Source organism: Pseudomonas sp. LS2P72 (assembly GCF_054897865.1).
On record NZ_CM142708.1, the window covers coordinates 5,595,315 to 5,618,421 of the forward strand.

General features: G+C 58.1%; 24 protein-coding genes. 13 read left to right on the top strand and 11 right to left on the bottom strand.

From position 1 onward, the window contains the following. Nucleotides 1–2 precede the first annotated feature (2 nt). The 3 genes from ACYZUA_RS25735 to colR form a co-directional block, all read right to left on the bottom strand. Nucleotides 3–671: a class I SAM-dependent methyltransferase gene (locus ACYZUA_RS25735; protein ID WP_461961119.1), complete on the bottom strand. Its 669-nt coding sequence runs from the start codon at nucleotides 669–671 to the stop codon at nucleotides 3–5. Nucleotides 672–833: 162 nt separating this feature from the next. Further along, on the bottom strand, nucleotides 834–2,117 hold the full coding sequence (locus ACYZUA_RS25740) for a sensor histidine kinase (protein ID WP_461961120.1): 1,284 nt from the start codon (nucleotides 2,115–2,117) through the stop codon (nucleotides 834–836). Continuing rightward, the gene (gene colR, locus ACYZUA_RS25745) at nucleotides 2,107–2,790 is read right to left on the bottom strand and encodes a two-component system response regulator ColR (RefSeq protein WP_095132512.1); all 684 of its coding nucleotides are present in this window, start codon (nucleotides 2,788–2,790) and stop codon (nucleotides 2,107–2,109) included. The genes ACYZUA_RS25740 and colR overlap by 11 nt, the downstream gene beginning before the upstream one ends. 217 nt (nucleotides 2,791–3,007) lie before the next feature. Here colR and ACYZUA_RS25750 point away from each other — a divergent pair, with 217 nt between their 5' ends. Then, nucleotides 3,008–3,751 carry a phosphatase PAP2 family protein gene (locus tag ACYZUA_RS25750; RefSeq protein ID WP_461961121.1) on the top strand — a complete coding sequence of 248 codons (744 nt, stop codon included), beginning with the start codon at nucleotides 3,008–3,010 and terminating at the stop codon, nucleotides 3,749–3,751. 185 nt (nucleotides 3,752–3,936) lie between these two features. On the opposite strand, the gene groL is transcribed toward ACYZUA_RS25750, so the two are convergent. The 4 genes from groL to ACYZUA_RS25770 all read right to left on the bottom strand — a co-directional run bounded on the left by groL (nucleotide 3,937) and on the right by ACYZUA_RS25770 (nucleotide 7,446). Beyond that, nucleotides 3,937–5,580 (bottom strand): chaperonin GroEL, encoded by a 1,644-nt coding sequence (gene groL, locus ACYZUA_RS25755; protein ID WP_008155543.1) that lies wholly within the window; start codon nucleotides 5,578–5,580, stop codon nucleotides 3,937–3,939. Between the two features lie 49 nt (nucleotides 5,581–5,629). Beyond that, nucleotides 5,630–5,923 (bottom strand): co-chaperone GroES, encoded by a 294-nt coding sequence (locus tag ACYZUA_RS25760; RefSeq protein WP_019827816.1) that lies wholly within the window; start codon nucleotides 5,921–5,923, stop codon nucleotides 5,630–5,632. Between the two features lie 248 nt (nucleotides 5,924–6,171). After that, a complete protein-coding gene (locus tag ACYZUA_RS25765; protein ID WP_461961122.1) occupies nucleotides 6,172–6,648 on the bottom strand; it encodes an FxsA family protein in 477 nt (158 codons plus the stop codon). A 66-nt stretch (nucleotides 6,649–6,714) separates the two neighbouring features. Further along, nucleotides 6,715–7,446 (bottom strand): HugZ family pyridoxamine 5'-phosphate oxidase, encoded by a 732-nt coding sequence (locus tag ACYZUA_RS25770; protein WP_461961123.1) that lies wholly within the window; start codon nucleotides 7,444–7,446, stop codon nucleotides 6,715–6,717. A gap of 169 nt (nucleotides 7,447–7,615) precedes the next feature. Here ACYZUA_RS25770 and ACYZUA_RS25775 point away from each other — a divergent pair, with 169 nt between their 5' ends. Continuing rightward, complete coding sequence (locus tag ACYZUA_RS25775; RefSeq protein ID WP_461961124.1) at nucleotides 7,616–8,374, top strand: SDR family oxidoreductase; 759 nt, start codon at nucleotides 7,616–7,618, stop codon at nucleotides 8,372–8,374. A gap of 158 nt (nucleotides 8,375–8,532) precedes the next feature. Here ACYZUA_RS25775 and apbC read toward each other — a convergent pair whose 3' ends face one another. After that, nucleotides 8,533–9,627, bottom strand: a complete 1,095-nt coding sequence (gene apbC, locus ACYZUA_RS25780; protein WP_415773467.1) for an iron-sulfur cluster carrier protein ApbC — start codon at nucleotides 9,625–9,627, stop codon at nucleotides 8,533–8,535. Nucleotides 9,628–9,980: 353 nt separating this feature from the next. Here apbC and metG point away from each other — a divergent pair, with 353 nt between their 5' ends. The 8 genes from metG (at nucleotide 9,981) to ACYZUA_RS25820 (ending at nucleotide 16,868) form a co-directional block, all read left to right on the top strand. Next, nucleotides 9,981–12,032, top strand: a complete 2,052-nt coding sequence (gene metG / locus ACYZUA_RS25785; protein ID WP_461961125.1) for a methionine--tRNA ligase — start codon at nucleotides 9,981–9,983, stop codon at nucleotides 12,030–12,032. A 142-nt stretch (nucleotides 12,033–12,174) separates the two neighbouring features. Then, nucleotides 12,175–12,744 carry an electron transport complex protein RnfA gene (locus ACYZUA_RS25790; protein WP_461961126.1) on the top strand — a complete coding sequence of 190 codons (570 nt, stop codon included), beginning with the start codon at nucleotides 12,175–12,177 and terminating at the stop codon, nucleotides 12,742–12,744. Beyond that, nucleotides 12,741–13,751 (top strand): electron transport complex subunit RsxB, encoded by a 1,011-nt coding sequence (gene rsxB, locus ACYZUA_RS25795; RefSeq protein ID WP_461961127.1) that lies wholly within the window; start codon nucleotides 12,741–12,743, stop codon nucleotides 13,749–13,751. The genes ACYZUA_RS25790 and rsxB overlap by 4 nt, the downstream gene beginning before the upstream one ends. After that, nucleotides 13,738–14,730, top strand: coding sequence for an RnfABCDGE type electron transport complex subunit D (locus tag ACYZUA_RS25800; RefSeq protein WP_461961128.1), 993 nt, complete (start codon nucleotides 13,738–13,740; stop codon nucleotides 14,728–14,730). Before rsxB ends, ACYZUA_RS25800 begins: the two co-directional genes overlap by 14 nt. Beyond that, a complete protein-coding gene (locus ACYZUA_RS25805) occupies nucleotides 14,727–15,338 on the top strand; it encodes an RnfABCDGE type electron transport complex subunit G (protein ID WP_461961129.1) in 612 nt (203 codons plus the stop codon). Before ACYZUA_RS25800 ends, ACYZUA_RS25805 begins: the two co-directional genes overlap by 4 nt. Then, entirely contained in the window at nucleotides 15,331–15,918 is a 588-nt protein-coding gene (locus tag ACYZUA_RS25810) for an Rnf-Nqr domain containing protein (protein ID WP_461961130.1), read from the top strand. The genes ACYZUA_RS25805 and ACYZUA_RS25810 overlap by 8 nt, the downstream gene beginning before the upstream one ends. Nucleotides 15,919–15,943: 25 nt before the next feature. Continuing rightward, the gene (gene nth / locus ACYZUA_RS25815) at nucleotides 15,944–16,582 is read left to right on the top strand and encodes an endonuclease III (protein WP_461961131.1); all 639 of its coding nucleotides are present in this window, start codon (nucleotides 15,944–15,946) and stop codon (nucleotides 16,580–16,582) included. A 106-nt stretch (nucleotides 16,583–16,688) separates the two neighbouring features. Further along, complete coding sequence (locus ACYZUA_RS25820; protein WP_007898493.1) at nucleotides 16,689–16,868, top strand: PA3496 family putative envelope integrity protein; 180 nt, start codon at nucleotides 16,689–16,691, stop codon at nucleotides 16,866–16,868. 90 nt (nucleotides 16,869–16,958) lie between these two features. Here the strand turns inward: ACYZUA_RS25820 and ACYZUA_RS25825 are convergent, their stop codons facing one another. After that, nucleotides 16,959–17,585, bottom strand: a complete 627-nt coding sequence (locus ACYZUA_RS25825) for a response regulator transcription factor (RefSeq protein ID WP_008155570.1) — start codon at nucleotides 17,583–17,585, stop codon at nucleotides 16,959–16,961. Nucleotides 17,586–18,154: 569 nt separating this feature from the next. Between ACYZUA_RS25825 and ACYZUA_RS25830 the strand changes: the two genes are divergently transcribed. Further along, entirely contained in the window at nucleotides 18,155–18,787 is a 633-nt protein-coding gene (locus ACYZUA_RS25830; protein ID WP_461961132.1) for a hypothetical protein, read from the top strand. 161 nt (nucleotides 18,788–18,948) lie between these two features. Here ACYZUA_RS25830 and ACYZUA_RS25835 read toward each other — a convergent pair whose 3' ends face one another. Continuing rightward, complete coding sequence (locus tag ACYZUA_RS25835; protein ID WP_007898502.1) at nucleotides 18,949–20,166, bottom strand: argininosuccinate synthase; 1,218 nt, start codon at nucleotides 20,164–20,166, stop codon at nucleotides 18,949–18,951. A gap of 129 nt (nucleotides 20,167–20,295) precedes the next feature. Next, the gene (locus ACYZUA_RS25840; RefSeq protein WP_461961133.1) at nucleotides 20,296–21,204 is read right to left on the bottom strand and encodes a flagellar protein MotY; all 909 of its coding nucleotides are present in this window, start codon (nucleotides 21,202–21,204) and stop codon (nucleotides 20,296–20,298) included. 159 nt (nucleotides 21,205–21,363) lie between these two features. Here ACYZUA_RS25840 and pyrC point away from each other — a divergent pair, with 159 nt between their 5' ends. Continuing rightward, nucleotides 21,364–22,410 carry a dihydroorotase gene (gene pyrC, locus ACYZUA_RS25845; RefSeq protein ID WP_461961134.1) on the top strand — a complete coding sequence of 349 codons (1,047 nt, stop codon included), beginning with the start codon at nucleotides 21,364–21,366 and terminating at the stop codon, nucleotides 22,408–22,410. Next, the gene (gene rnt, locus ACYZUA_RS25850; RefSeq protein ID WP_046047091.1) at nucleotides 22,407–23,084 is read left to right on the top strand and encodes a ribonuclease T; all 678 of its coding nucleotides are present in this window, start codon (nucleotides 22,407–22,409) and stop codon (nucleotides 23,082–23,084) included. Before pyrC ends, rnt begins: the two co-directional genes overlap by 4 nt. Nucleotides 23,085–23,107: the final 23 nt, after the last annotated feature.

The window sequence follows — 23,107 nt, forward strand, 5'->3', positions numbered from 1 at the left end:
TGTTACCTCTTGCGTAATACGTAGACCCGCCACATCGCATAGAGCGGTAAAAAGTCCAGTTGTTCCTGGATACGAAAACCCGCCTGCTCAAATTCCTTTTCAACCGTAGCAGCCGGTAACACAAATCGATTTTGGTAACCTTCCTGCTCACGATTTCTCTCGAGGCGCTTGCGTTTCCACGCCTTGAAATTGCCGTCCACCCACAGAGAAAGGATCACGCTATCACGCGTGACGCGCTCGAACTCACGCAAAATAGTCAGTCGATGCTCGGCCTCACCGATGTGATGGAGCAAACGCATGCAGAAAATGCTGTCGACGGCGTTATCAGGTAAAGCGATGTCGAATGCAGAAGTGTGCAAGGGTTGTACCCGTTTCACCACCTCGGCAGGTTGCGCCTGCATGGCAATCTTCAGCATGGATTCGGAGTTGTCGGCGCCAATGATCGCACGATTGGTTTTTTCCGCCAGCAATGGCCAGAAACGTCCCGCACCACAGGGCAAATCGAGGATCAGCCCCGGCCCACCGCCCAGTGCCAGCGCCTTGCGCGCCAGTTGCTCTTCACGCCAGTGAGACAGGCGGCGGCCTAGGCCATCCTTATGCTTGCGCAGGTATCGTTGAGCATGTTGATCATCGTATTTTTCGGAAAAATCAAGTTTGATCGGGCCAGCCATCACCAAGGTCTCCTGAGCTGCTGATAGCTCCCACGATAGGTAGCGCCGTGTCAGCGACAGGTCATTCCTTTGTGAAAAAAACGTCATGTAAAACCCCCAATTATTACGAGGTTTTGCAGGGCGCTAACAACGGCTCCGGGCTGCGGTGCGGCAATAGGCCGATCAATTCATATCCGACGGATACAGCTCCACCTCAAAACGACAACCATGGGGCTCCATGTTCGTCAGGCTGACGTTCCAACCCTGGTTCTCACAGATCCGCTGCACCAGTGACAGCCCAAGCCCCAAGCCCTCACCGCGCTTCTCGTTACCCCGCACGAACGGCTCGAACATCGCCTCGCGCTTTTCCTCGGGAATGCCCACGCCACTGTCCTCGACCATGAAACCCGTGGCCGTCAGGGTCAGGCGGATGAACCCGCGCTCGGTGTAATGCAGCGCGTTACGCAGCAGGTTGCCCATGACTGCATGCAGAAGCGTTGCGTTGTAGCACCTGTTGGCCGGATTGCCCGGTTCAAAGATCAGCGCCAGCCCCTTGGCCTCGATCGGCTCGCGCCACAAGTTGAGCAGTCCATCGGCGACCTGGCTCAGGGTCTGCTGGGGTGACATGCTGGCGTCTTCACGTTGTGTGCGGGCCAACATCAGGAAGGTTTGCACCAGCTCGCGCATCTCCTCACAAGCACGGGCGATTCGCTGGACCTGTGCACGTCCACGCTGATCGATGCCGGGGTTTTCCAGCAGCAGTTCGCAGGAACTGGCGAGCACCATCAATGGCGTGCGCAGCTCGTGGCTGACGTCACTGGTGAACAGCCGTTCGCGGGTCAACGCCTGGCGCAAGCGCCCGAGGGTGGCGTCGAAGGCCACGGCCAACTCGCCCACCTCATCAGCGGCGTAGTCCGGCGCCAGCGGTGGCGCCAGACCTAATAACTGATCACGGTGACGGACCTGACGGGCCAGCCGCACCACGGGCGCCATCACTTTGCGCGCCAGTACCCAGCCAAGAAACACCGCCAACGCCAGGCTCAGGACGAAGCCCACCAGCACCACGGCAAACAGCACCCGTTCACGCTCTTCGAAATCGCTCTGATCCTGCAACAGCACATAATGCCGACCGTCGACGACTTCGACCATCGCGTGATACGACAGCTGTTCGCGAAACACTTCGTGAAAACCCGGGGCCAGGTGCCGCAGGTCTTTGGGAAGGTCGAAGTCCCCCGGCCCGCCGCTGAAATAGAACAGCTGGTCCGGCTCGGGACGGTGGCTCCAGTCCGATACGCTGTCCATCAGTAACAGACGTTGCAAATCGCCGCCCAGACCTGCCGAAATCAGTTTTTCTTCGACCAGGTGCACAGTCGCCACAATGCCCATGGCGAAGGCCCCTGCCACCAATGCGCTCATCAGCGCAAAGGCGATGATGATCCGTTGAGCAAGGCTCTGTTTAAACTCCATCTCGGCCCTCGGCCAAGCGATAACCCACACCGTGCACGGTTTGCAGCAACGGTTTGGCGAACGGCTTGTCGATCACCTGGCGCAATTGATGGACGTGGCTGCGCAGGCTGTCGCTGTCCGGGCAGTCATCACCCCACAGCGCCTCTTCGAGAATTTCGCGACGCAGTACGTGCGGACTTTTCTGCATCAGTACGGCCAGCAATTTCAGGCCCACCGGGTTGAGCTTCAGCAGTCGCCCTTCGCGGGTGACTTCCAGGGTATCGAGGTCGTAAATCAGATCGCCGACCTGCAGGGTGCGGCGCCCGCCACCCTGGGCGCGACGCATGACCGCCTCGATGCGCGCCGCCAATTCAGACAGCGCAAAGGGTTTGATCAGGTAGTCATCGGCGCCGGATTTGAAGCCTTGCAGCCGGTCGTCCAATTGATCGCGAGCGGTGAGCATGATCACCGGCGTGTCGCGGCGCGCGTCTTCGCGCAGACGTTTGCACAGGGTGTAACCGTCGATGCCCGGCAACATGATGTCGAGCACGATCAGGTCGTAATGCTCGGTGGCCGCCAGGTGCAAGCCTGACAAACCGTCCTGCGCGCAATCCACGGTATAACCTTTGAGCCCCAGGTAATCGGCCAGATTGGCCAGGATATCGCGGTTGTCTTCAACCAATAGAATTCGCATGGGTATCTCCTGCGTACACAGTAACGGCCGTCTCGGCCCGCGCAGCTTAAGGCCAAGTGTGGCTGAGGGCTAGGACTGTGTGCAGTTGTAAATCCACCCCAAAAAACCGGGATGGCTTTAACGACTTTTTCACTATCGATTCACACGCCGACGACAGGATCAGGCTCAAACTCCGCGCGGCTGCGTTTCAGAACATTTCACCGACCAAGGAACTGCCATGGTTTCGACTGCTGTCCGCCCCGCCTCCCGTCCGCTGAATTTCTGGGTGTGCCTGGGGGTTCCCGCCATCGCGGCGATCGTTCTGGTGCTGCTCGAACTGACGTCCCTGGACATGGACCTTGCCAAGCTGTTCTATGACCCGGTCGCGGGGGATTTCATCGGCCGGCACAGTTACTTCCTTGAAGAGATCCTGCATGACCGTGCCAAGCAGGTGGTCATCGCCTTTTCGGTGTTGGCCATCTTCGGTTTCATCGCCTCCTTTTTCATGGACAGACTCAAACCGATCAAACGGGAACTGGGCTGCCTGGTGCTGTCTCTGGCGCTGGCGACCTCCTTTGTCACGCCAGTCAAAGCGGTGACGGCCGTTCAATGCCCGTGGAGCCTGGAGCAATTCGGCGGTCACGAAACCTATAGCGAACTGCTCAGCCCTCGCCCGCACACCGATAAACCCGGCCGTTGCTGGCCCGGCGGTCATGCGGCGACGGGTTTCACACTGTTTGCGCTGTTCTTTGTCCTGCGTGACCGTCGTCCGCGTCTGGCGCGCAAGGCGTTTGTGTTCGCTTTCGCGTTGGGCACGGTGTTTTCCATCAGCCGGATGATGCAGGGCGCGCACTTCTTTTCGCACAACGTGTGGACGGCGATTTTCTGCTGGCTGATTTGTCTGGGGGCGTATTACTACATCCTTTATCGGCCGGCTTCCAAGGCAGATCGCGCGACAGTGGCAGAACCGATCGGTGCCTGAACACAGATGTGGGAGCGAGCCTGCTCGCGATGGCGGACTGACATTCAACAACAGTGTTGACTGTAATGGCCTCATCGTGAGCCGGCTCGCTCCCACAATGGATCGAGATAACTTCAATTCCCAGGCAATAAAAAACCCCGCCTGCTTATCGCAGGCGGGGTTTTTTCGTAAGGGGTAAGGCTGGCTTACATCATGCCGCCCATGCCGCCCATACCGCCCATGTCTGGCATACCGCCGCCAGCTGGACCGTCTTCCTTGATCTCGGCGATCATGGCTTCGGTGGTGATCATCAGGCTGGCAATCGACGAAGCCGCTTGCAGAGCCGAACGAGTCACTTTAGCCGGGTCCAGGATACCCATTTCGATCATGTCGCCGTATTCGCCGGTAGCAGCGTTGTAACCGTAGTTACCCGAACCCTGCTTGACCTTGTCGACCACTACGCTTGGCTCGTCGCCGGAGTTGGCAACGATCTGGCGCAGTGGCGCTTCAACAGCGCGACGCAGCAACTGGATGCCAACGTTCTGGTCATCGTTGTCGCCTTTCAGCTCGGAGATTGCCTGCAGAGCGCGAACCAGTGCCACGCCGCCGCCAGGTACCACGCCTTCTTCAACGGCTGCACGGGTAGCGTGCAGGGCGTCTTCAACGCGGGCTTTCTTCTCTTTCATTTCAACTTCGGAACCAGCGCCAACCTTGATCACTGCAACGCCGCCGGACAGTTTGGCCAGACGCTCTTGCAGTTTTTCACGGTCGTAGTCGGACGAAGTGTCAGCCACTTGCTGACGGATCTGCAGAACGCGAGCCTGGATGTCAGCCTCAACGCCTGCACCGTCGATCACGGTGGTGTTTTCTTTGGACAGGATCACGCGCTTGGCATTACCCAAGTGTTCCAGGGTAGTGCTTTCCAGGCTCAGACCGATCTCTTCGGAGATAACGGTACCGCCAGTCAGAACAGCGATGTCCTGCAGCATGGCCTTGCGACGGTCGCCGAAGCCTGGAGCCTTGACGGCTGCGACTTTAACGATGCCACGCATGTTGTTCACAACCAGAGTCGCCAGGGCTTCGCCTTCAACGTCTTCGGCCACGATCAGCAGTGGACGGCCGGCTTTGGCAACGGCTTCCAGTACTGGCAGCATTTCGCGGATGTTCGAGATCTTTTTGTCGACCAGCAGGATCAGCGGACCGTCCAGCTCGGCAGTCATGGTCTCTGGCTTGTTGACGAAGTACGGGGACAGGTAGCCACGGTCGAACTGCATGCCTTCAACAACCGACAGTTCGTTTTCCAGGCCCGAGCCTTCTTCAACGGTGATCACGCCTTCTTTACCGACTTTTTCCATGGCTTCGGCAATGATGTCGCCGATGGAGCTGTCGGAGTTGGCCGAGATGGTGCCGACCTGAGCGATGGCCTTGGTGTCAGCGCAAGGCTTGGACAGGGCTTTCAGCTCTTTGACGATAGCGATGGTCGCTTTGTCGATACCGCGCTTCAGGTCCATCGGGTTCATGCCGGCAGCGACGGCTTTCAGGCCTTCGTTGACGATCGATTGAGCCAGAACGGTAGCGGTGGTGGTGCCGTCGCCTGCGTCATCGTTGGCACGGGAGGCAACGTCTTTGACCAGCTGCGCGCCCATGTTTTCGAAGCGATCTTTCAGCTCGATTTCTTTGGCAACGGACACGCCGTCCTTGGTGATGGTCGGAGCGCCGAAGCTCTTCTCGATGATCACGTTACGGCCTTTAGGGCCCAGGGTCGCTTTTACTGCGTCAGCCAGGACGTTGACACCGGCGAGCATTTTCTTACGGGCGGAATCGCCGAATTTAACTTCTTTAGCAGCCATGATCGATATTCCTTAAATACTTTGTAGTAGCGGGAAAATGAGCGGGGAATCAGCCTTCGATAACAGCGAGAATCTCGTTCTCAGCCATTACCAACAGGTCTTCGCCGTCGACTTTCACGGTGTTGCTGCCGGAGTACGGGCCGAACACAACCTTGTCACCCACTTTAACGGCCAGTGCGCGCACTTCACCGTTGTCCAGCACGCGGCCGGTACCGACAGCGAGGATCTCGCCGCTGTTGGCTTTTTCAGCAGCCGAACCTGGCAGGACGATACCGCCAGCGGTTTTCTTTTCTTCTTCGCTGCGACGGATGACGACGCGGTCATGCAGAGGACGAAGCTTCATTGTCGATCTCTCCTAATTGTGGTTTTCATCGGCCGGTGTATTCCCGGCGGGTTTAACAAATCCGGCGGTGCCGGGTGCGGTTCGTCGAGCGAACCGCGGAAGTCTGTCTGGCGTAATCACCAGAAACCTTGCGGTGACCGTTACATAAGGGCGCATAAGCTTATTACAAGGGCGAGGAAGCAAATTTTTTCAGGTTGCTGCCCCACAAACGAACACGGCACCCGAAGGTGCCGTGCCAATGTGGCGGATTACTTGGTATCGCGGTGTTCGAATTCGCCTTCGATCACGTTCGGCTCACGGCCCAGCGGTTCGCGCGGAGAAGGGCCACCACGTGGCTGAAGGTCGTCGGCGAATGCACGCTGACGGATTGCCGCCTCTTCGGCACGCAGGCGCATTTTATTGGCCAACAGTCGACGAGAGATCGGCAGCAACATGATCAGACCCAGCACGTCGGTGACGAAGCCCGGCAGGATCAACAGACCACCCGCCAGTGCCAGCATCAAGCCTTCGAGCATGGTCTGGGCCGGCAGCTCGCCGCGATTCAGGCTTTCACGAGCACGCAATGCGGTTGCCAGACCAGCGATACGCAGCACGAACACGCCGAGCATCGAGCCGAGAATGACCAGCAGCAGGGCCGGGAAAAACCCGATCGCCCCGCTGACCTTGACGAATACGAACAGCTCCAACACCGGGAACAGTACAAAGAGCAATAAAAAAGGGCGCATCAAATGGTTCCTCAACGCAAGAATGCCTTGCCAGTCTTCCCTAGATGACGTCGCCGTTTCGTGAATTCAAGCGTCGGCCACTTCATTTTTCGGCCAATGTTCGGCGTGAGCCAGGAAAACCAAGGCTTCGCGTACTTGTGTCGGCGTATTACACGGTGCTTGAAACGGCAACCAATAGAGCCCCTGCCCGATGCGCAGGTGCATGCCTTCGGTGTCGATACCCGCCAATTGCGCCGGCTCGGTTTTCGGCAGGCCCGCCAGTTCGACGTAGTGGGCGATGGCTTTGGCGTGATCGGCATTCATGTGCTCGACCATGCTCGCTTCGGCTTTTCTGGCAAACGGGTTGGCCAGCGTTAACTGATCGACCCAGTGAATCGCACCGAAGCCGCCGATGTAACGGTGACGTACCGGTTTGAGCACCCAGAAATCGAAATCGTGGGCCTTGTGGTAGCTCTGTGAATCCGGGAAATAGCGGTAGTAACGCTCAGCTGCCGCTTCGATGGCGGCCTCGTCCTCGAGCTTTTCCGCTTCGGCGAGGTAGGTCAGGCGACCAACGGCTTGCACATCTTCAGCCCCGCGCTCACCCACAAACAGTGAGCATTTTGGATCCTTCTGCAGGTTATGCGTGTGCTGGGCTATGCGGCTGATAAGGATCAGCGGCCAACCCTGTTCGTCCAGACAGTACGGAACCACGGAGCCAAACGGGAAACCGGGCATTGCCTTGGAGTGTGTCGAGAGCACTCCACGGTATTCCTTGAGAAGCAATTCTCGGGCATTCTTGGCGGCTTCAACGCTCAATTTATGACTCCTTATATAGAATCCGTCGAAAAAACGGACAGGCACCTGGGGATAAATTCCAGTTGCCATCGGGGCAGTTCTCATGTGCAGCCAGGCCGCATCAGGTGCAGATCGAGAGGCTACTCTCTAAAAGGAAACCACTCCTCTGATCTGCTCTTGGGGCATGCGAATGGAAATCACTGACAAAGTAATCATTATCACGGGCGGTTGCCAGGGTTTAGGACGCTCCATGGCCGAGTATTTCGCCGGTAAAGGGGCGAAGCTGGCGCTGGTGGACCTGAACCAGGAAAAGCTCGACGACACCGTCGCCGCCTGCACGGCTAAAGGCGTCGAGGCTCGCGCTTATCTGTGCAATGTCGCCAATGAAGAGCAAGTGACGCACATGGTCGCCCAGGTGGCCGAAGACTTCGGTGCGATCCATGGCCTGATCAACAACGCCGGGATCCTGCGCGATGGCTTGCTGATCAAGGTCAAGGACGGCGAGATGACCAAGATGAGCCTGGCCCAGTGGCAGTCGGTCATCGACGTCAACCTCACCGGCGTATTCCTGTGCACCCGTGAAGTCGCGGCCAAAATGATTGAGCTGAACAACAGCGGCGCGATCATTAATATCTCGTCGATCTCCCGCGCTGGCAACGCCGGCCAGACCAACTACTCCGCCGCCAAGGCCGGTGTCGCCGCGGCGACCGTGACCTGGGCCAAGGAATTGGCACGCTACGGTATTCGTGTGGCAGCCATTGCACCGGGCTTTATCGAAACCGAAATGACGCTGAGCATGAAGCCTGAGGCGCTGGAGAAGATAACGTCTGCGATTCCACTCAAGCGCATGGGCACGCCTGAAGAGATCGCTCATTCAGCGGCCTACATTTTCGAAAACGACTACTACAACGGTCGGATTATGGAATTGGATGGCGGGTTGCGGATTTAGGGCCTGCACAAAACATATGTGGGAGCGGCTGTGGCGAGGGGATTTATCCCCGTTGGGTGGCACAGCCACCCCAAAAATTTGGGCCTGCTTCGCAGTCCAACGGAGATAAATCCCCTCGCCACAGCTCACTCCCACAGAGGATGCATTTCTTCAGTGAATCAATCGTCGCTGATGGTGATATTAGGCATCGCGGGCGATACCGCTTCCTGCAACACGATCCGCGCGCCGACATGGCGGGCCAGTTCCTGGTAAACCATTGCAATCGGGCTGTCAGGCTCGGCGATCACCGTTGGCTTGCCGCCGTCGGCCTGTTCGCGGATGGCCATCGCCAGCGGCAACGACGCCAGCAGCTCGACGCCGTACTGGCTGGCCAGCTTCACACCACCGCCCTCACCGAACAGATGCTCGGCATGTCCGCAGTTGGAGCAGATGTGCACGGCCATGTTTTCCACCACGCCCAGCACCGGAATGTTGACCTTGCGGAACATCTCCACGCCCTTGCGTGCGTCCAGCAATGCCAGATCTTGCGGCGTGGTAACGATCACCGCGCCGGCCACCGGGACTTTTTGCGCCAGGGTCAGCTGGATGTCGCCGGTGCCTGGCGGCATGTCGATCACCAGGTAATCCAGGTCGCCCCAGGCGGTTTGAGTGACCAATTGCAACAAGGCGCCGGAAACCATCGGCCCGCGCCAGACCATGGGCGTGTTGTCGTCGGTCAGGAACGCCATGGACATGACTTCGACACCGTGGGACTCGATCGGAATAAACCACTTCTGATCCTTGACCTTGGGTCGGGTGCCTTCGGGGATGCCGAACATGATGCCCTGGCTCGGTCCGTAAATATCCGCGTCGAGGATCCCGACCTTGGCGCCTTCGCGGGCCAGGGCCAGGGCCAGGTTGGCAGCGGTGGTTGATTTGCCCACACCGCCCTTGCCGGACGCCACGGCCACCACGTTCTTGACGTTGGCCAGCCCCGGGATCTGCGCTTGAGCCTTGTGCGCGGCAATGACACTGGTGATCTCGACACGGGCGATGGTCACGCCGTCCAGCCCTTCAATGGCCATTTGCAGCAACTGCGCCCAGCCACTCTTGAACAGGCCGGCAGCGTAACCCAGCTCCAGCTGGACGCTGACGCGATCACCCTGAATGTCGATGCCGCGCACGCACCCGGCGCTGACCGGGTCCTGGTTCAGGTAAGGGTCGGTGTATTGGCGAAGGACGGCTTCCACCGCTGCGCGATTGACGGCGCTCATGGGCAACTCCGATAGCAAGACTGGAAAATCAGGCGGGTATCCTAACCGTTCTAAATCATAGACGGCATGCCCCACGATTATTTGTGGCAAACACATCCCTGTGGCGAGGGGATTTATCCCCGTTGGGTGGCGAAGCCGCCCCAGAAACGTTGCTATCACGATCCATCCGGAACAGAGCGTGACAGTTATACGACTGCTGCGCAGTCGAACGGGGATAAATCCCCTCACCACAGATAAATCCCCTCGCCACAAAAAGCTCTTTTGCAACAACAAGCCTTCAGGTCACGGGGGTGAAAAATATGCGCCGGCGCTTTATAGTGGCCGACCTCCGTTTCATCAAGTAGCCGAGCCCCATGTCCGAGCCACGCAAGATCCTCGTCACCAGCGCCCTGCCCTATGCCAATGGTTCGATCCATCTTGGCCACATGCTGGAATATATCCAGACCGATATGTGGGTGCGCTTCCAGAAGCACCGCGGCAATCAATGCATTTATGTCTGCGCCGACGACGCCCACGGTTCGGCCATCATGCTGCGCGCGGAAAAGGAAGGCATCACCCCGGAACAACTGATCGCCAACGTCCAGGCTGAACATAGCGCCGACTTTGCCGAGTTCCTGGTGGACTTCGACAATTTCCACTCCACTCACGCCGAAGAAAACCGTGAGCTGTCGAGCCAGATCTACCTGAAGCTGCGCGATGCCGGGCACATCGCCCAGCGTTCGATCACTCAGTACTTCGACCCGGAAAAGAAAATGTTCCTGGCCGACCGCTTCATCAAGGGCACTTGCCCGAAATGCGGCACCGAAGACCAGTACGGCGACAATTGCGAAAAATGTGGTGCGACCTACGCGCCGACCGATCTGAAGGATCCGAAGTCGGCGATCTCCGGTGCCACTCCGGTACTCAAGGATTCCCAGCACTTCTTCTTCAAGCTGCCGGACTTCCAGGAAATGCTGCAAGCCTGGACCCGCAGCGGCACCCTGCAAGAGGCCGTGGCGAACAAGATCGCCGAATGGCTGGACGCCGGGCTGCAACAGTGGGACATCTCCCGCGATGCGCCGTACTTCGGTTTCGAAATCCCGGACGAGCCAGGCAAATACTTCTACGTCTGGCTGGACGCGCCGATCGGCTACATGGCCAGCTTCAAGAACCTCTGCGACCGCACGCCTGCACTTGATTTCGACGCGTTCTGGGGCAAGGACTCCACCGCCGAGCTGTACCATTTCATCGGCAAGGACATCGTCAACTTCCACGCCCTGTTCTGGCCAGCCATGCTCGAAGGCGCCGGTTTCCGTAAACCGACCGGCATCAACGTGCACGGCTACCTGACCGTCAACGGTCAGAAAATGTCCAAATCACGCGGCACCTTCATCAAGGCCCGGACTTATCTGGACCACCTGTCGCCGGAATACCTTCGCTACTACTACGCGGCGAAGCTGAGCCGTGGCGTCGATGACCTCGACCTGAACCTCGAAGACTTCGTGCAAAAGGTCAACTCCGACCTGGTCGGCAAAGTCGTCAACATCGCCAGCCGTTGCGCCGGTTTCATCCACAAAGGCAACGCCGGTGTGCTGGTGGCGGGTAATGCCGCACCAGAACTGACCGACGCGTTCCTGGCCGCAGCGCCGAGCATCGCCGAGGCCTACGAGGCTCGCGACTTCGCCCGTGCCATGCGCGAAATCATGGGTCTGGCCGACCGTGCCAACGCCTGGATCGCCGACAAAGCGCCGTGGTCGCTGAACAAACAGGAAGGCAAGCAAGACGAAGTCCAGGCCATCTGCGCCCTGGGCGTCAACCTGTTCCGCCAGTTGGTGATTTTCCTCAAGCCGGTGCTGCCGCTGCTGGCCGCCGATGCCGAGGCGTTCCTGAACGTCGCGCCGCTGACCTGGAATGACCACGCCACCTTGCTCAGCAACCATCAGCTGAACGAGTTCAAACCGTTGATGACCCGTATCGACCCGGTAAAAGTGCAAGCCATGAGCGACGCCTCGAAAGAAGACCTGACCGCCAGCCAGACCGACACCGGTGAAACTGCGCCAGCCGGTAATGGCGAACTGGCCAAGGATCCGCTGTCGCCGGAAATCGAGTTCGATGCCTTTGCCGCTGTCGACCTGCGCGTCGCCCTGATTCTCAAGGCCGAACACGTGGAAGGTGCCGACAAACTGTTGCGCCTGACCCTGGACATCGGTGACGAGCAACGCAACGTGTTCTCCGGAATCAAGAGCGCTTATCCGGATCCGTCCAAGCTCAATGGTCGCCTGACCATGATGATCGCCAACCTCAAGCCACGAAAAATGAAGTTCGGCATCTCCGAAGGCATGGTGATGGCGGCCGGCCCTGGCGGTGAAGAAATCTACCTGCTCAGCCCTGACAGCGGCGCCAAGCCAGGTCAGCGCATCAAGTAAGGCTCTGCGGTAAACCGATCCCACAGTCGTGCCTGGCGCGACTGTGGGATTTTCATGTCTGGCCCACCCTCCGTCCTTGCCGGATAATGCCTAAGCTTTTTAGACCGCTCCGTTAAAAAGCCCCGTTCTTGCCGGCACGATCATGACCGAAATTGTTCTTACACTTATCAGCACTGCCCTGATCAACAACCTCGTGTTGCACTGGCCGCTGGGCGTTGATCCGCTGCTGGGCAACGAACACCGGCAAGTCCACGCGCTGGGCCTTGCGACGACGTGTTTGATGCTGATCGTCGGCACGGTGGGCTACTCGACCTACCGTTGGTTGCTGGTCCCGCTGGAGCTGACATCGCTGCGCCTTTTCGTGTTCCTGCCGTTGAGCGTTCTGCTGATTGGCCCGCTGCTGAAAGTGCTTTCCCGGTTTCTTCCAAAGCTTGCGTTCGATGGCCTCTGGCCCCTGCTGCTGGGCAATGCTGGCGTACTCGGCCTGACGCTGCTCAACGCTCAGGATGATAAAGGCTTCTTCCACGCCATGGCCCTGAGCCTGGGCGCCGGGCTGGGTTTCTGGCTGGTACTGAGCCTGTTCAGCGACTTGCGCTTACGCACAATCGAAAATGATATCCCCCTGCCCTTCCGCGGCTTGCCGATCGACCTGATCGGCGCCGGGCTGATTGCAGTGGCCTTTCTCGGATTCAGCGGACTGATTAAAACATGAGTCTGATTCAACGCATCGACGCCCTCTTGCCACAGACCCAATGCGGCAAGTGCGGCCACCCCGGATGCAAACCGTACGCCGAAGGCATTGCCAGCGGCGAACCGATCAACAAATGTCCGCCGGGCGGCAGCGAGACCATCGCCGCCCTTGCCGAGTTGTTGAAAGTGCCGGTGCTGGAACTGGACGTCAGTCGCGGTTCGGCCCCGGCGCAGATCGCCTACATTCGTGAAGCGGAGTGTATTGGTTGCACCAAGTGCATCCAGGCCTGCCCGGTGGATGCCATTGTTGGCGCGGCGAAATTGATGCACACGGTGATCGTCGATGAATGCACCGGGTGCGACCTGTGCGTAGCGCCGTGCCCGGTGGACTGCATCGAAATGCGGCCAATGCCGCTGGCCACGGTGCTGCCGATTGTCGGCGGCCTGGCGTTCAGCCTTGAGGAACAACGCGCTCGGGCGGCCAAGCGCAATCACGCACGACGCCGATTTGAACAGCGCAACGCTCGCCTGCGTCGTGAAGAGGAACAGAAAATCGCCGAACGTCAGGCCCGAGCCCAGCGCGCTGTCCAGCACAGCGAGGTAGCGACGCTCGATCCGGTTCAGGCCGCTCTCGAGCGAGTCCGCGCACAGAAGGCAGCGAATGCGGATGCCGCGCTGAAAAAGGCCAAGATCGATCTGGCGATGAGTAGGGCGCAACTGAACAAGTCACTCAAGGCGTTCGGGCATCCACCGACCTTCGAACAGCAGTCGCAACTGATCGTCCTGCAGCAGCAATTCGAGGTTGCCGAACAGGCGTTGGCGAACCTGGAAAGTACTGCACCGCCAGCCCCGACGCCTGTCGTGCCGGCGAAAAATGCGCAGCTGAATCGGGCAAAGATCCAGCTGGCCATGCGCCGCGCCGAGCTCAAGAAAGCCCAAGCCAGTGAAGCGTCGGCTGAGCAGATCGAGGCCCTGGAACTCGCGGTAGATGAAGCCGAGCGTCAGGTAGATGCCTATGCCGCTCCTTGAGCCGGTCGATGAGCGCCTTCAGCAGGCCATGAAGCTGGTCTTGCTGGCCACCGTGCCGGGGATGCTGGTGTTTTTCTGGCTGTATGGCTGGGGCGTGTTGATCAATCTGATTCTGGCGGGTGTTACCGCACTGGCCGTTGAAGCGACGGTGTTGCGCTTGCGTAAGCTTGCACTCAAGCCGACCTTTAGTGACGGCAGCGCGCTGGTCAGCGCGACGCTGTTGGCGCTGGCCTTGCCGCCTTATTGCCCGTGGTGGCTGACGGTCTGTGCCGCGGCGTTCGCGATGGTGTTCGGTAAACACCTGTATGGCGGCGTTGGCAAGAACCCGTTCAACCCGGCAATGCTGGGCATCGCCCTGGTGCTGGTGACCTTTCCCCAACAGATGACCCACTGGCCGTCATCCCACGGGCTGGACCTGATCGGCGGCTTGCAGCACGTGTTCGGCTTCAGCCTCGGTCAGACGCCAGATGCCTGGGTCCAGGCGACGGCGCTGGACAGCCTGCGGATCAACAAAAGCCTGACCATGGACGAACTGTTTGCCGCTAACCCGGCGTTCGGTCATTTCGGCGGCAGAGGCATGGAGTGGGTCAATCTGGCCTTTCTGGCGGGCGGCGCGTTTCTGCTGCAACGACGGGTGTTCAGCTGGCATGCGCCGGTCGGCATGCTCGCCAGCCTGTTCATCATCAGCCTGCTGTGCTGGAACGGCTCGGGATCCGACTCCCATGGTTCGCCGCTGTTTCATCTGCTCACTGGCGCGAGCATGCTGGGTGCATTCTTCATCGTCACGGAACCGGTGTCCGGCGCAAAAAGCCCCAGCGCGCGACTGCTGTTCGGCGCGGGCGTCGGGCTGCTGACGTACTTGATTCGTACCTGGGGTGGATATCCTGACGGCGTCGCCTTTGCCGTGCTGTTGATGAACCTCTGTGTGCCGGCGCTGGAGCGGTTTGCCGCCTCCAGACTGGAACGGGGTGCGCCATGAGCCGAGCGTCGAGCGTTGTGACCCTGGTGTTGCTGGCAGGCCTGGGGATTGGCGCGACTTACCTCGTGCAGCACACCAGCGCGCCGCGCATTGCGGCCGAACAGCGCCTGATCGACAGTCGTAACCTGCTGGACCTGCTCCCTGCTGACAGCTACGACAATCAGCCGCTGGAACAGCCGCTCGCCCTCGAAAATACTGGATTGGCCAACAGCACGCTGCTGGGTGGCTACGTGGCGACCAAGACGGGCCAACCCAGCGCCGTGTTGCTGCGCAGCCAAACCATGGGTTACGAGGGTTCCATTGAATTGCTGATCGCCATCGGCGCGAGCGGCAAGGTGCTGGGCGTCAAAACGCTCAGGCAATCGGAAACTCCGGGGCTGGGCGGTCGACTCGCCGACTGGCCCAATGCCTGGCTTCAGGTTTTTACCGGAAAATCCCGAACCGAATCTGCCGACAAAGGCTGGGCCTTGAAAAAGGATCAGGGGCAATTCGATCAAATGGCGGGGGCGACCATTACATCGAGAGCGGTCATCAACGCCATCCATGACGCGTTGCGCTACTTCGACGAACATCAGCAAACGTTGATCGGGAGCAGCGCACATGAATAAGTCATCGACGCTGCAGAATTCGCTGATGCTTGCACCGCTGATCGGTGCCACGGATTCATTAGTGACCGCTGTGGGCTTGTGGCTGATGTTCATCGTGGTGATCAGTGCTTTTGGGGTGAGCATGGGCGCCTTGCGATCCCGGCTTATCCCTGCGACACATCTGCTTGCCAGCGTCCTGCTGGCGGCCACGCTGACCAGCTGCGCGGAACTCGCCGCGCAAGTCTGGTCGCTGCAATGGCACCAACATGTAGGGTTTTATGTAGGATTGATTGCCTTGCAATGCGTTGTGCTGGAACACACCGGTTTTTTCCAGAGCGCCTGGCGTGATCGCCTGCGCCTGTGTGGCCTGTTCGGCGCGTTGATGGCGGGCCTTGGCTTGCTGCGCGAACTGATCGGCAGCGGGACACTCGGCAGCCACCTGCCATGGCTGGCGGGCACTGCACAAACGGACTGGCAAGGCTGGGTACTGACTGCCGACGGTGGCTTGCGCCTGGCCACCCTGGTCCCTGGCGGGTTCATTCTGCTGGGACTGCTGATCGCCGCACGTCAGGCCTGGACCCGCTCGACGCCCTCACACTGACCGCCTTCGAGGAAACGCACTGCCCATGAATGCCGCAAAACGTCTGGAAATTTTTCGCCGATTTCACGAAGACAACCCGGAACCGAAGACCGAACTGGCCTACACCTCGCCGTTCGAATTGCTGATATCCGTGATTCTCTCGGCCCAGTCGACCGATGTCGGCGTCAACAAGGCCACCGCCAAGCTCTACCCGGTGGCCAATACACCGGCGGCGATTTATGCCTTGGGTGTCGAGGGACTGTCGGAATACATCAAGACCATCGGCCTGTTCAACAGCAAAGCGAAAAACGTGATCGAGACCTGTCGCTTGCTGGTGGAACGTCATGGAGGCGAAGTGCCGCAAACCCGTGAAGAACTGGAAGCGCTACCCGGCGTCGGCCGCAAGACTGCCAACGTGGTACTCAATACCGCATTCCGTCAGCTGACCATGGCCGTGGATACGCATATTTTTCGGGTCAGCAACCGCACCGGTATAGCTCCAGGCAAAAATGTGGTCGAGGTCGAGCAAAAACTGATGAAGTTCGTGCCGAAGGAATATCTGCTCGACTCCCATCACTGGCTGATCCTCCACGGACGCTACGTTTGCCTGGCCCGCAAGCCTCGCTGTGGCAGTTGCCGGATCGAAGACTTGTGCGAATACAAGCAAAAGACCTCGGACGATTGAGGCGCTATTAGGTTTTTTGATTTATCGATTGAAAAAATCTTTTTTACCCGCCGGGAGTTTATCGATATAAGGAGCGCCAAAGGCAGCCTTAGCCTGGAGTAACACTATGAGCACTGGCAAAGAGCAATTGGACGTAGAAGACGACTTCACCCCTGTTGAGGCTGATGATGCTGAACCGGTGGTTGAAGTGGCGAAGACCAACCTGAGCAAACGCCGCACCATCGACAATCTGCTGGAGGAGCGCCGACTGCAAAAGCAATTGGCCGATTACGATTTTGACCTATGACACCTAAAAGCCTCCCGAAACGGAGGCTTTTTACTAAGTGCCGACCCTTGATACCCCCCGTTCATCGCGCCTCGTCAAACGCTGAGGCAGTCACACCAGACCATTGCGTTGAGCCAGTTCGATCAGGTCGACCAGGGAGCGGGCATTGAGCTTCAGCAACAGACGAGTCTTGTAAGTACTAACGGTTTTATTGCTGAGGAACATTCCATCGGCGATCTCCTTGTTGGTCTTGCCTCGGGCCAATTGTTGCAAGACCATCATCTCCCGTCCCGACAGTCGATCCACCATATCGGCTTCACTGGCGTTCCCCAAACTGGAACGTACGGTATGCAAGGCTTGATTCGGAAAGTAACTGTAGCCCGACAATACTGCCTTTATTGCACTGAGCAACTCAGTGAGATCCTGTTGTTTGCAGACATACCCTGCGGCACCGGATTGCATGCAACGCATGGAAAAATGCCCAGGCGCCTGGGAAGTTAATATCAGCACTTTCATGGGCATCGCTGTCGATGTCAGACGCGCAATGACTTCCAACCCATCAAGTTTCGGTATTCCAATATCCAGGATGACAATATCCGGCATATGCTCACGGGCAAGTTGCAACGCATCCACGCCATTATCTGTCTCTGCAATAACTTCGTAGCCGTGACGCTCCATTAGCATACGTACCGCAAGACGAATGACGGGGTGATCATCCACGATCAGCACTTTATTCATGGGCAAGTCCAATTTTCGCTGTTCGAATTTTTAGAGCCCGCACGATAGCCTAGTCGTTTCACCCGTGGCATGCCGCCCCCCTCGGCCACCCACACCGAGAGACATTCCCTACAGACATTAAAGAATAGTCTTACAAAATCCCCAAAAAATACCGAGGTGGTAAAAACTTATCAACCTGAAAACATTTCGATGATCCGCGGTTTTTTTGTTTCTGTTTACAACCAGAAAACCAAATAACAGGGTTTACCGCAAGAGATCCAACGAATACCGACTATTGAGCTACCCTTAAAGTAACTGATATTTACTACTTTAAACCCCACACCACAAACATTGTATATAAAGGATGTAATAAAAAAATCACACCAGGCAACACTTCCACAACAAACCCAACCCAACGCCGCCTGAAACCCAACAACAGTGGTACCCGCCGCACGCGCAATACCGTTACTATCAATCCTGCGACTTGAAAGGAGTACTACCCCATACAAATACTGAACACCTAGTTATTAAAATCAAAATCAAAAACATTAATCAACCGAGAAAATACAATATTCCAATGAGTAAAAAACATGATCAAATCAAAGAAAAAAATTATCAACCCCATGACAGTTATTGCAATATTTGCCGCTATATCTGAAACATCGGCCGCCGTCTCACTGCCCTTTCTCGACAATAAGGAGCGGGAGTTCTATATCTGGTTCCTGATCAGTTTCCCTTTTTATTTGCTTTTTCTTTTCTTCGCCACACTCAACTTCAACTATCGATCGCTGTACGCGCCGTCCGATTTCGGCAAGGGAAAGCATTTTATAAAAGTGATGGACAACGTTGAACGCGGTCAGCGGCCCGATAACCTGAAGGACCCTCCCGTCCAGATCGGTATTCAGACGAGCCTCTCGGCTCTACAGCACGTTTGCCTGGCCGAGCAGCTAAAAAACCTGCACATCGTCGATGCGCGGTGGCTAAACAAGAAAATGGAATTCGGTGCCTGGATTGAAAAAAACCGGCACCCACAGGGAAGCCCTGCACAAGTGATCGTATTTCTCACCTGTACCGATTCGGAGGCACTACTGAAGGAAAGCGCAAGCAAGCATTCAAAACAGGCAAAGAATCGCAACGGCCCAACGCTTTGCATTGCTTACAATTTGAGTTCACGCGGTCTGACGATTCTTGATCACTCTTTTTACCTGACACGCAGCCGGTAGCGCTTGAAGAGCATTCAGAGAGAGGAAACAGAAGGAAGGTATTACAGAAACAAAAAGAACGCTGATAACACGATGTCCGGCAGGAAAACTCCCCCTATTCAGATGTGTGGCCTTGTCACCGACAAGGCCACAACTCTCGTTCCACTAAGGCTTCAACAGTCTCAGAAAAGCTTCCGGCCCTTGTTCGCCGCAATACGCATGCGCAACGCGTTGAGCTTGATGAAGCCCGCCGCGTCGGCCTGGTTGTAGGCGCCGCCATCTTCTTCGAAGGTCGCGATGTTGGCATCGAACAACGATTCGTCGGACTTGCGACCGGTGACGATCACATTGCCCTTGTACAGCTTCAGGCGCACAACGCCGTTCACGTGAGCCTGGGACGCGTCGATCATCTGCTGCAACATCAGACGCTCAGGGCTCCACCAGTAACCGGTGTAGATCAAGCTCGCATATTTAGGCATCAGCTCATCCTTGAGGTGAGCCACTTCGCGGTCCAGGGTGATCGATTCGATCGCACGGTGAGCGCGCAGCATGATAGTGCCGCCAGGGGTTTCGTAGCAGCCGCGGGACTTCATGCCCACGTAACGGTTCTCGACGATGTCGAGACGGCCGATACCGTGTTCGCCACCGATACGGTTCAGGGTCGCCAGCACGGTGGCCGGGGTCATTTCGACGCCGTCCAGTGCGACGATGTCGCCGTTGCGGTAGGTCAGTTCCAGGTATTGCGCTTTGTCAGGAGCCTTCTCCGGGGAGACGGTCCATTTCCACATGTCTTCTTCGTGCTCGGTCCAGGTGTCTTCCAGCACGCCGCCTTCATAGGAGATGTGCAGCAGGTTGGCATCCATCGAGTACGGGGATTTTTTCTTGCCGTGACGCTCGATCGGGATGTTGTGCTTTTCAGCATAATCCATCAGCTTTTCACGGGAGAGCAGGTCCCATTCGCGCCACGGAGCAATCACTTTCACGCCTGGCTTCAAGGCGTAGGCGCCCAGTTCGAAACGAACCTGGTCGTTGCCCTTGCCGGTGGCGCCGTGGGAAATGGCGTCAGCGCCGGTTTCGTTGGCGATTTCGATCAAGCGCTTGGCGATCAACGGACGAGCGATGGAAGTACCCAGCAGGTACTCGCCTTCGTAAACGGTGTTGGCGCGGAACATCGGAAAAACGAAATCGCGCACGAATTCTTCGCGCAAGTCGTCGATGTAGATCTCTTTCACGCCCATGGCCTGTGCCTTGGCGCGTGCAGGTTCGACCTCTTCGCCCTGACCCAGGTCAGCGGTGAAGGTCACGACTTCACAGTTATAAGTATCCTGCAGCCACTTGAGGATCACCGAAGTGTCCAGGCCGCCGGAATACGCCAGAACGACCTTGTTTACGTCCGCCATGCCATCACTCCACGGGGTTCTACGGAAAGCCGTCAAGTCTACCGGTCATGCAGGATAATTTACAGAGGCGCGACAGCTTATGACGACGAAGCGACAGATTATGTCGAGTGAGCGACGATAACAGCGGGTTCAGGAGGTCGACGCGGCGCTCGCCGATGCAGTGGCCTGAGAGGCCGGCTTTTCGACAGGCGCAACACGCGCCAGGTGCACATTGACCCGACGGTTCTTCGCCCGGTTGGAGGAGTTGGTATTGGGCGCCAATGGATAACGCTCGCCGTGAAAGCGCAGGGTGATCTGCGATTCCTGAACGCCGTTGGCTTTGAAGAACTCCATGACGGCCAGGGCCCGACGCCGCGACAGGTCACGATTGGTCAGACGATTGCCGCTGTTGTCGGAGTGGCCATCCAGTTCGATGTGGTTGACCGTCGGGTCGGCCTTCATGAACTCCAGCATCACTTGCAATTGCGCCTTGGCCTGCGCGTCGAGATCGATGCTTTCGCCGGGGAAGCCGATCTGCGATTGCTTGACCTGCTCGAAATTCTTCGGCAGCAGCTTCGCCACGCAGCCCTGATAGTCGTTAAATGCCTGGCTGAACTTGACTGGCAACAGACGCACTTCCGACACCCGACCATCGCCCGAGTAATGCCGTACGACCGTACTGCGACCATCTATCAGGCCACTGATCAAGCGGCCGGCCTGAACTTGCGAACTGTTGAACAACACATTACCGCTGCCGATTCGCACAGAACCGAGGTTGATGTCGCCACGCCCCGGCTGCCAGGGCGCTGCGGCCGCCAGCAAGGTCGCCGAACCGCCGCCGATCATCGAGTTATAGGCCTTCAGGCGAAACGTCGCTTGCTCGCCAGCGCGGCGCACGAACTCGCCCGAACCGAAATCGGTGATCGGCTGCGTCAGGCGGCACTCGAACTTGTCTCCTTCGACCGTCCACTCGATGCTCTCCAGACGGGTCTGGAAAGTGAGCGCCATCGCAGGAAGGCTGGCAAACACGCTGAGCAAGGCTAAATAACGCTGGCGCACGGGAGGCTCCACTGGCTTCTACAACAAAAAGACCGACACACAGATGTTTACGGCATACCTGTTGGATATCGGAAGCTTCCAGCAAAACTTGATAGCGAGTGCCTGGAAGAGTCTTTTCCGGTAGCATTCCCCTCAGTTTGACCCGCCTGGAATCCCCTCATGTCCGACCGCCTGACCCTGCTGCGTCCCGACGACTGGCATATTCATCTTCGCGATGGTGCTGTGTTGCCCAATACAGTCGCGGATGTCGCGCGCACCTTTGGTCGCGCCATCATCATGCCCAACCTGGTACCTCCGGTGCGTAACACCGCTGAAGCCGACGGCTATCGCCAGCGGATTCTCGCTGCACGCCCGGCTGGCAGCCGCTTCGAACCGTTGATGGTGCTGTACCTGACCGACCGCACCCAGCCCGAAGAAATTCGCGAGGCCACGGCCAGCGGCTTCATTCACGCCGCCAAGCTGTACCCGGCCGGCGCGACCACCAACTCGGACTCTGGTGTCACCAGCATCGACAAGATTTTCCCTGCACTTGAGGCCATGGCCGAAGTCGGGATGCCCTTGCTGGTTCACGGTGAAGTCACCCGTGGCGATGTCGACGTGTTCGATCGCGAAAAATTCTTTATCGATGAGCACATGCGTCGTGTGGTCGAGCGCTTCCCGAGCCTCAAAGTGGTGTTCGAACACATCACTACCGCCGACGCCGTGCAGTTCGTCAACGAGGCTTCGGCCAATGTTGGCGCGACCATCACCGCGCATCACCTGCTGTACAACCGCAACCACATGCTGGTGGGCGGGATTCGGCCGCACTTCTATTGCCTGCCGATCCTCAAGCGCAACACCCATCAGGAAGCCCTGCTCGACGCCGCCACCAGCGGCAGCGACAAGTTCTTCCTCGGCACCGACTCGGCGCCCCATGCCCAGCACGCCAAAGAAGCCGCTTGCGGCTGTGCCGGTTGCTACACCGCTTATGCAGCGATCGAGATGTATGCCGAAGCCTTCGAACAGCGCAACGCGCTGGACAAGCTCGAAGCCTTCGCCAGCCTGAACGGCCCTCGTTTCTACGGCCTGCCGGTGAACACCGATCGCATCACCCTGGTCCGCGAAGAGTGGACCGCCCCAACCAGCCTGCCATTTGGCGAGCTGACCGTAATCCCGCTGCGCGCCGGTGAAAAACTGCGCTGGCGCCTGCTGGAGGAACACGCGTGAGTGAAGACCATTTCGACGACGAACAGGACGGTCAAGGCGGCGGAGGTGGTTCGCGCCACCCGATGGCTGAGCGCTTCCGTGGATACCTGCCAGTCGTTGTCGACGTTGAAACCGGTGGTTTCAACTCTGCCACTGACGCCTTGCTGGAAATTGCCGCAACCACCATTGGCATGGACGAAAAAGGGTTTGTGTACCCTGACCACACCTACTTCTTTCGCGTAGAGCCTTTTGAAGGCGCGAACATCGAAGCGGCCGCTCTGGAATTTACCGGGATCAAACTTGATCACCCGCTGCGCATGGCAGTGAGTGAAGAAGCCGCGCTGACCGACATCTTCCGCGGCATCCGCAAGGCTCTGAAAGCCAATGGTTGCAAACGGGCGATTCTGGTCGGGCACAACAGCAGCTTCGATCTGGGTTTCCTCAACGCCGCTGTCGCACGCCTGGACATGAAGCGCAACCCGTTTCATCCGTTCTCGAGCTTCGATACCGCGACCCTGGCCGGTCTGGCTTACGGCCAAACCGTACTGGCCAAGGCCTGTTCGGCAGCCGACATCGACTTCGACGGTCGTGAGGCCCACTCGGCTCGCTACGACACCGAGAAGACGGCCGAGCTGTTCTGCGGCATCGTCAATCGCTGGAAACAAATGGGCGGCTGGGAAGACTACAACGACTGATCTGTCGCAGGGTTTATCCCGCC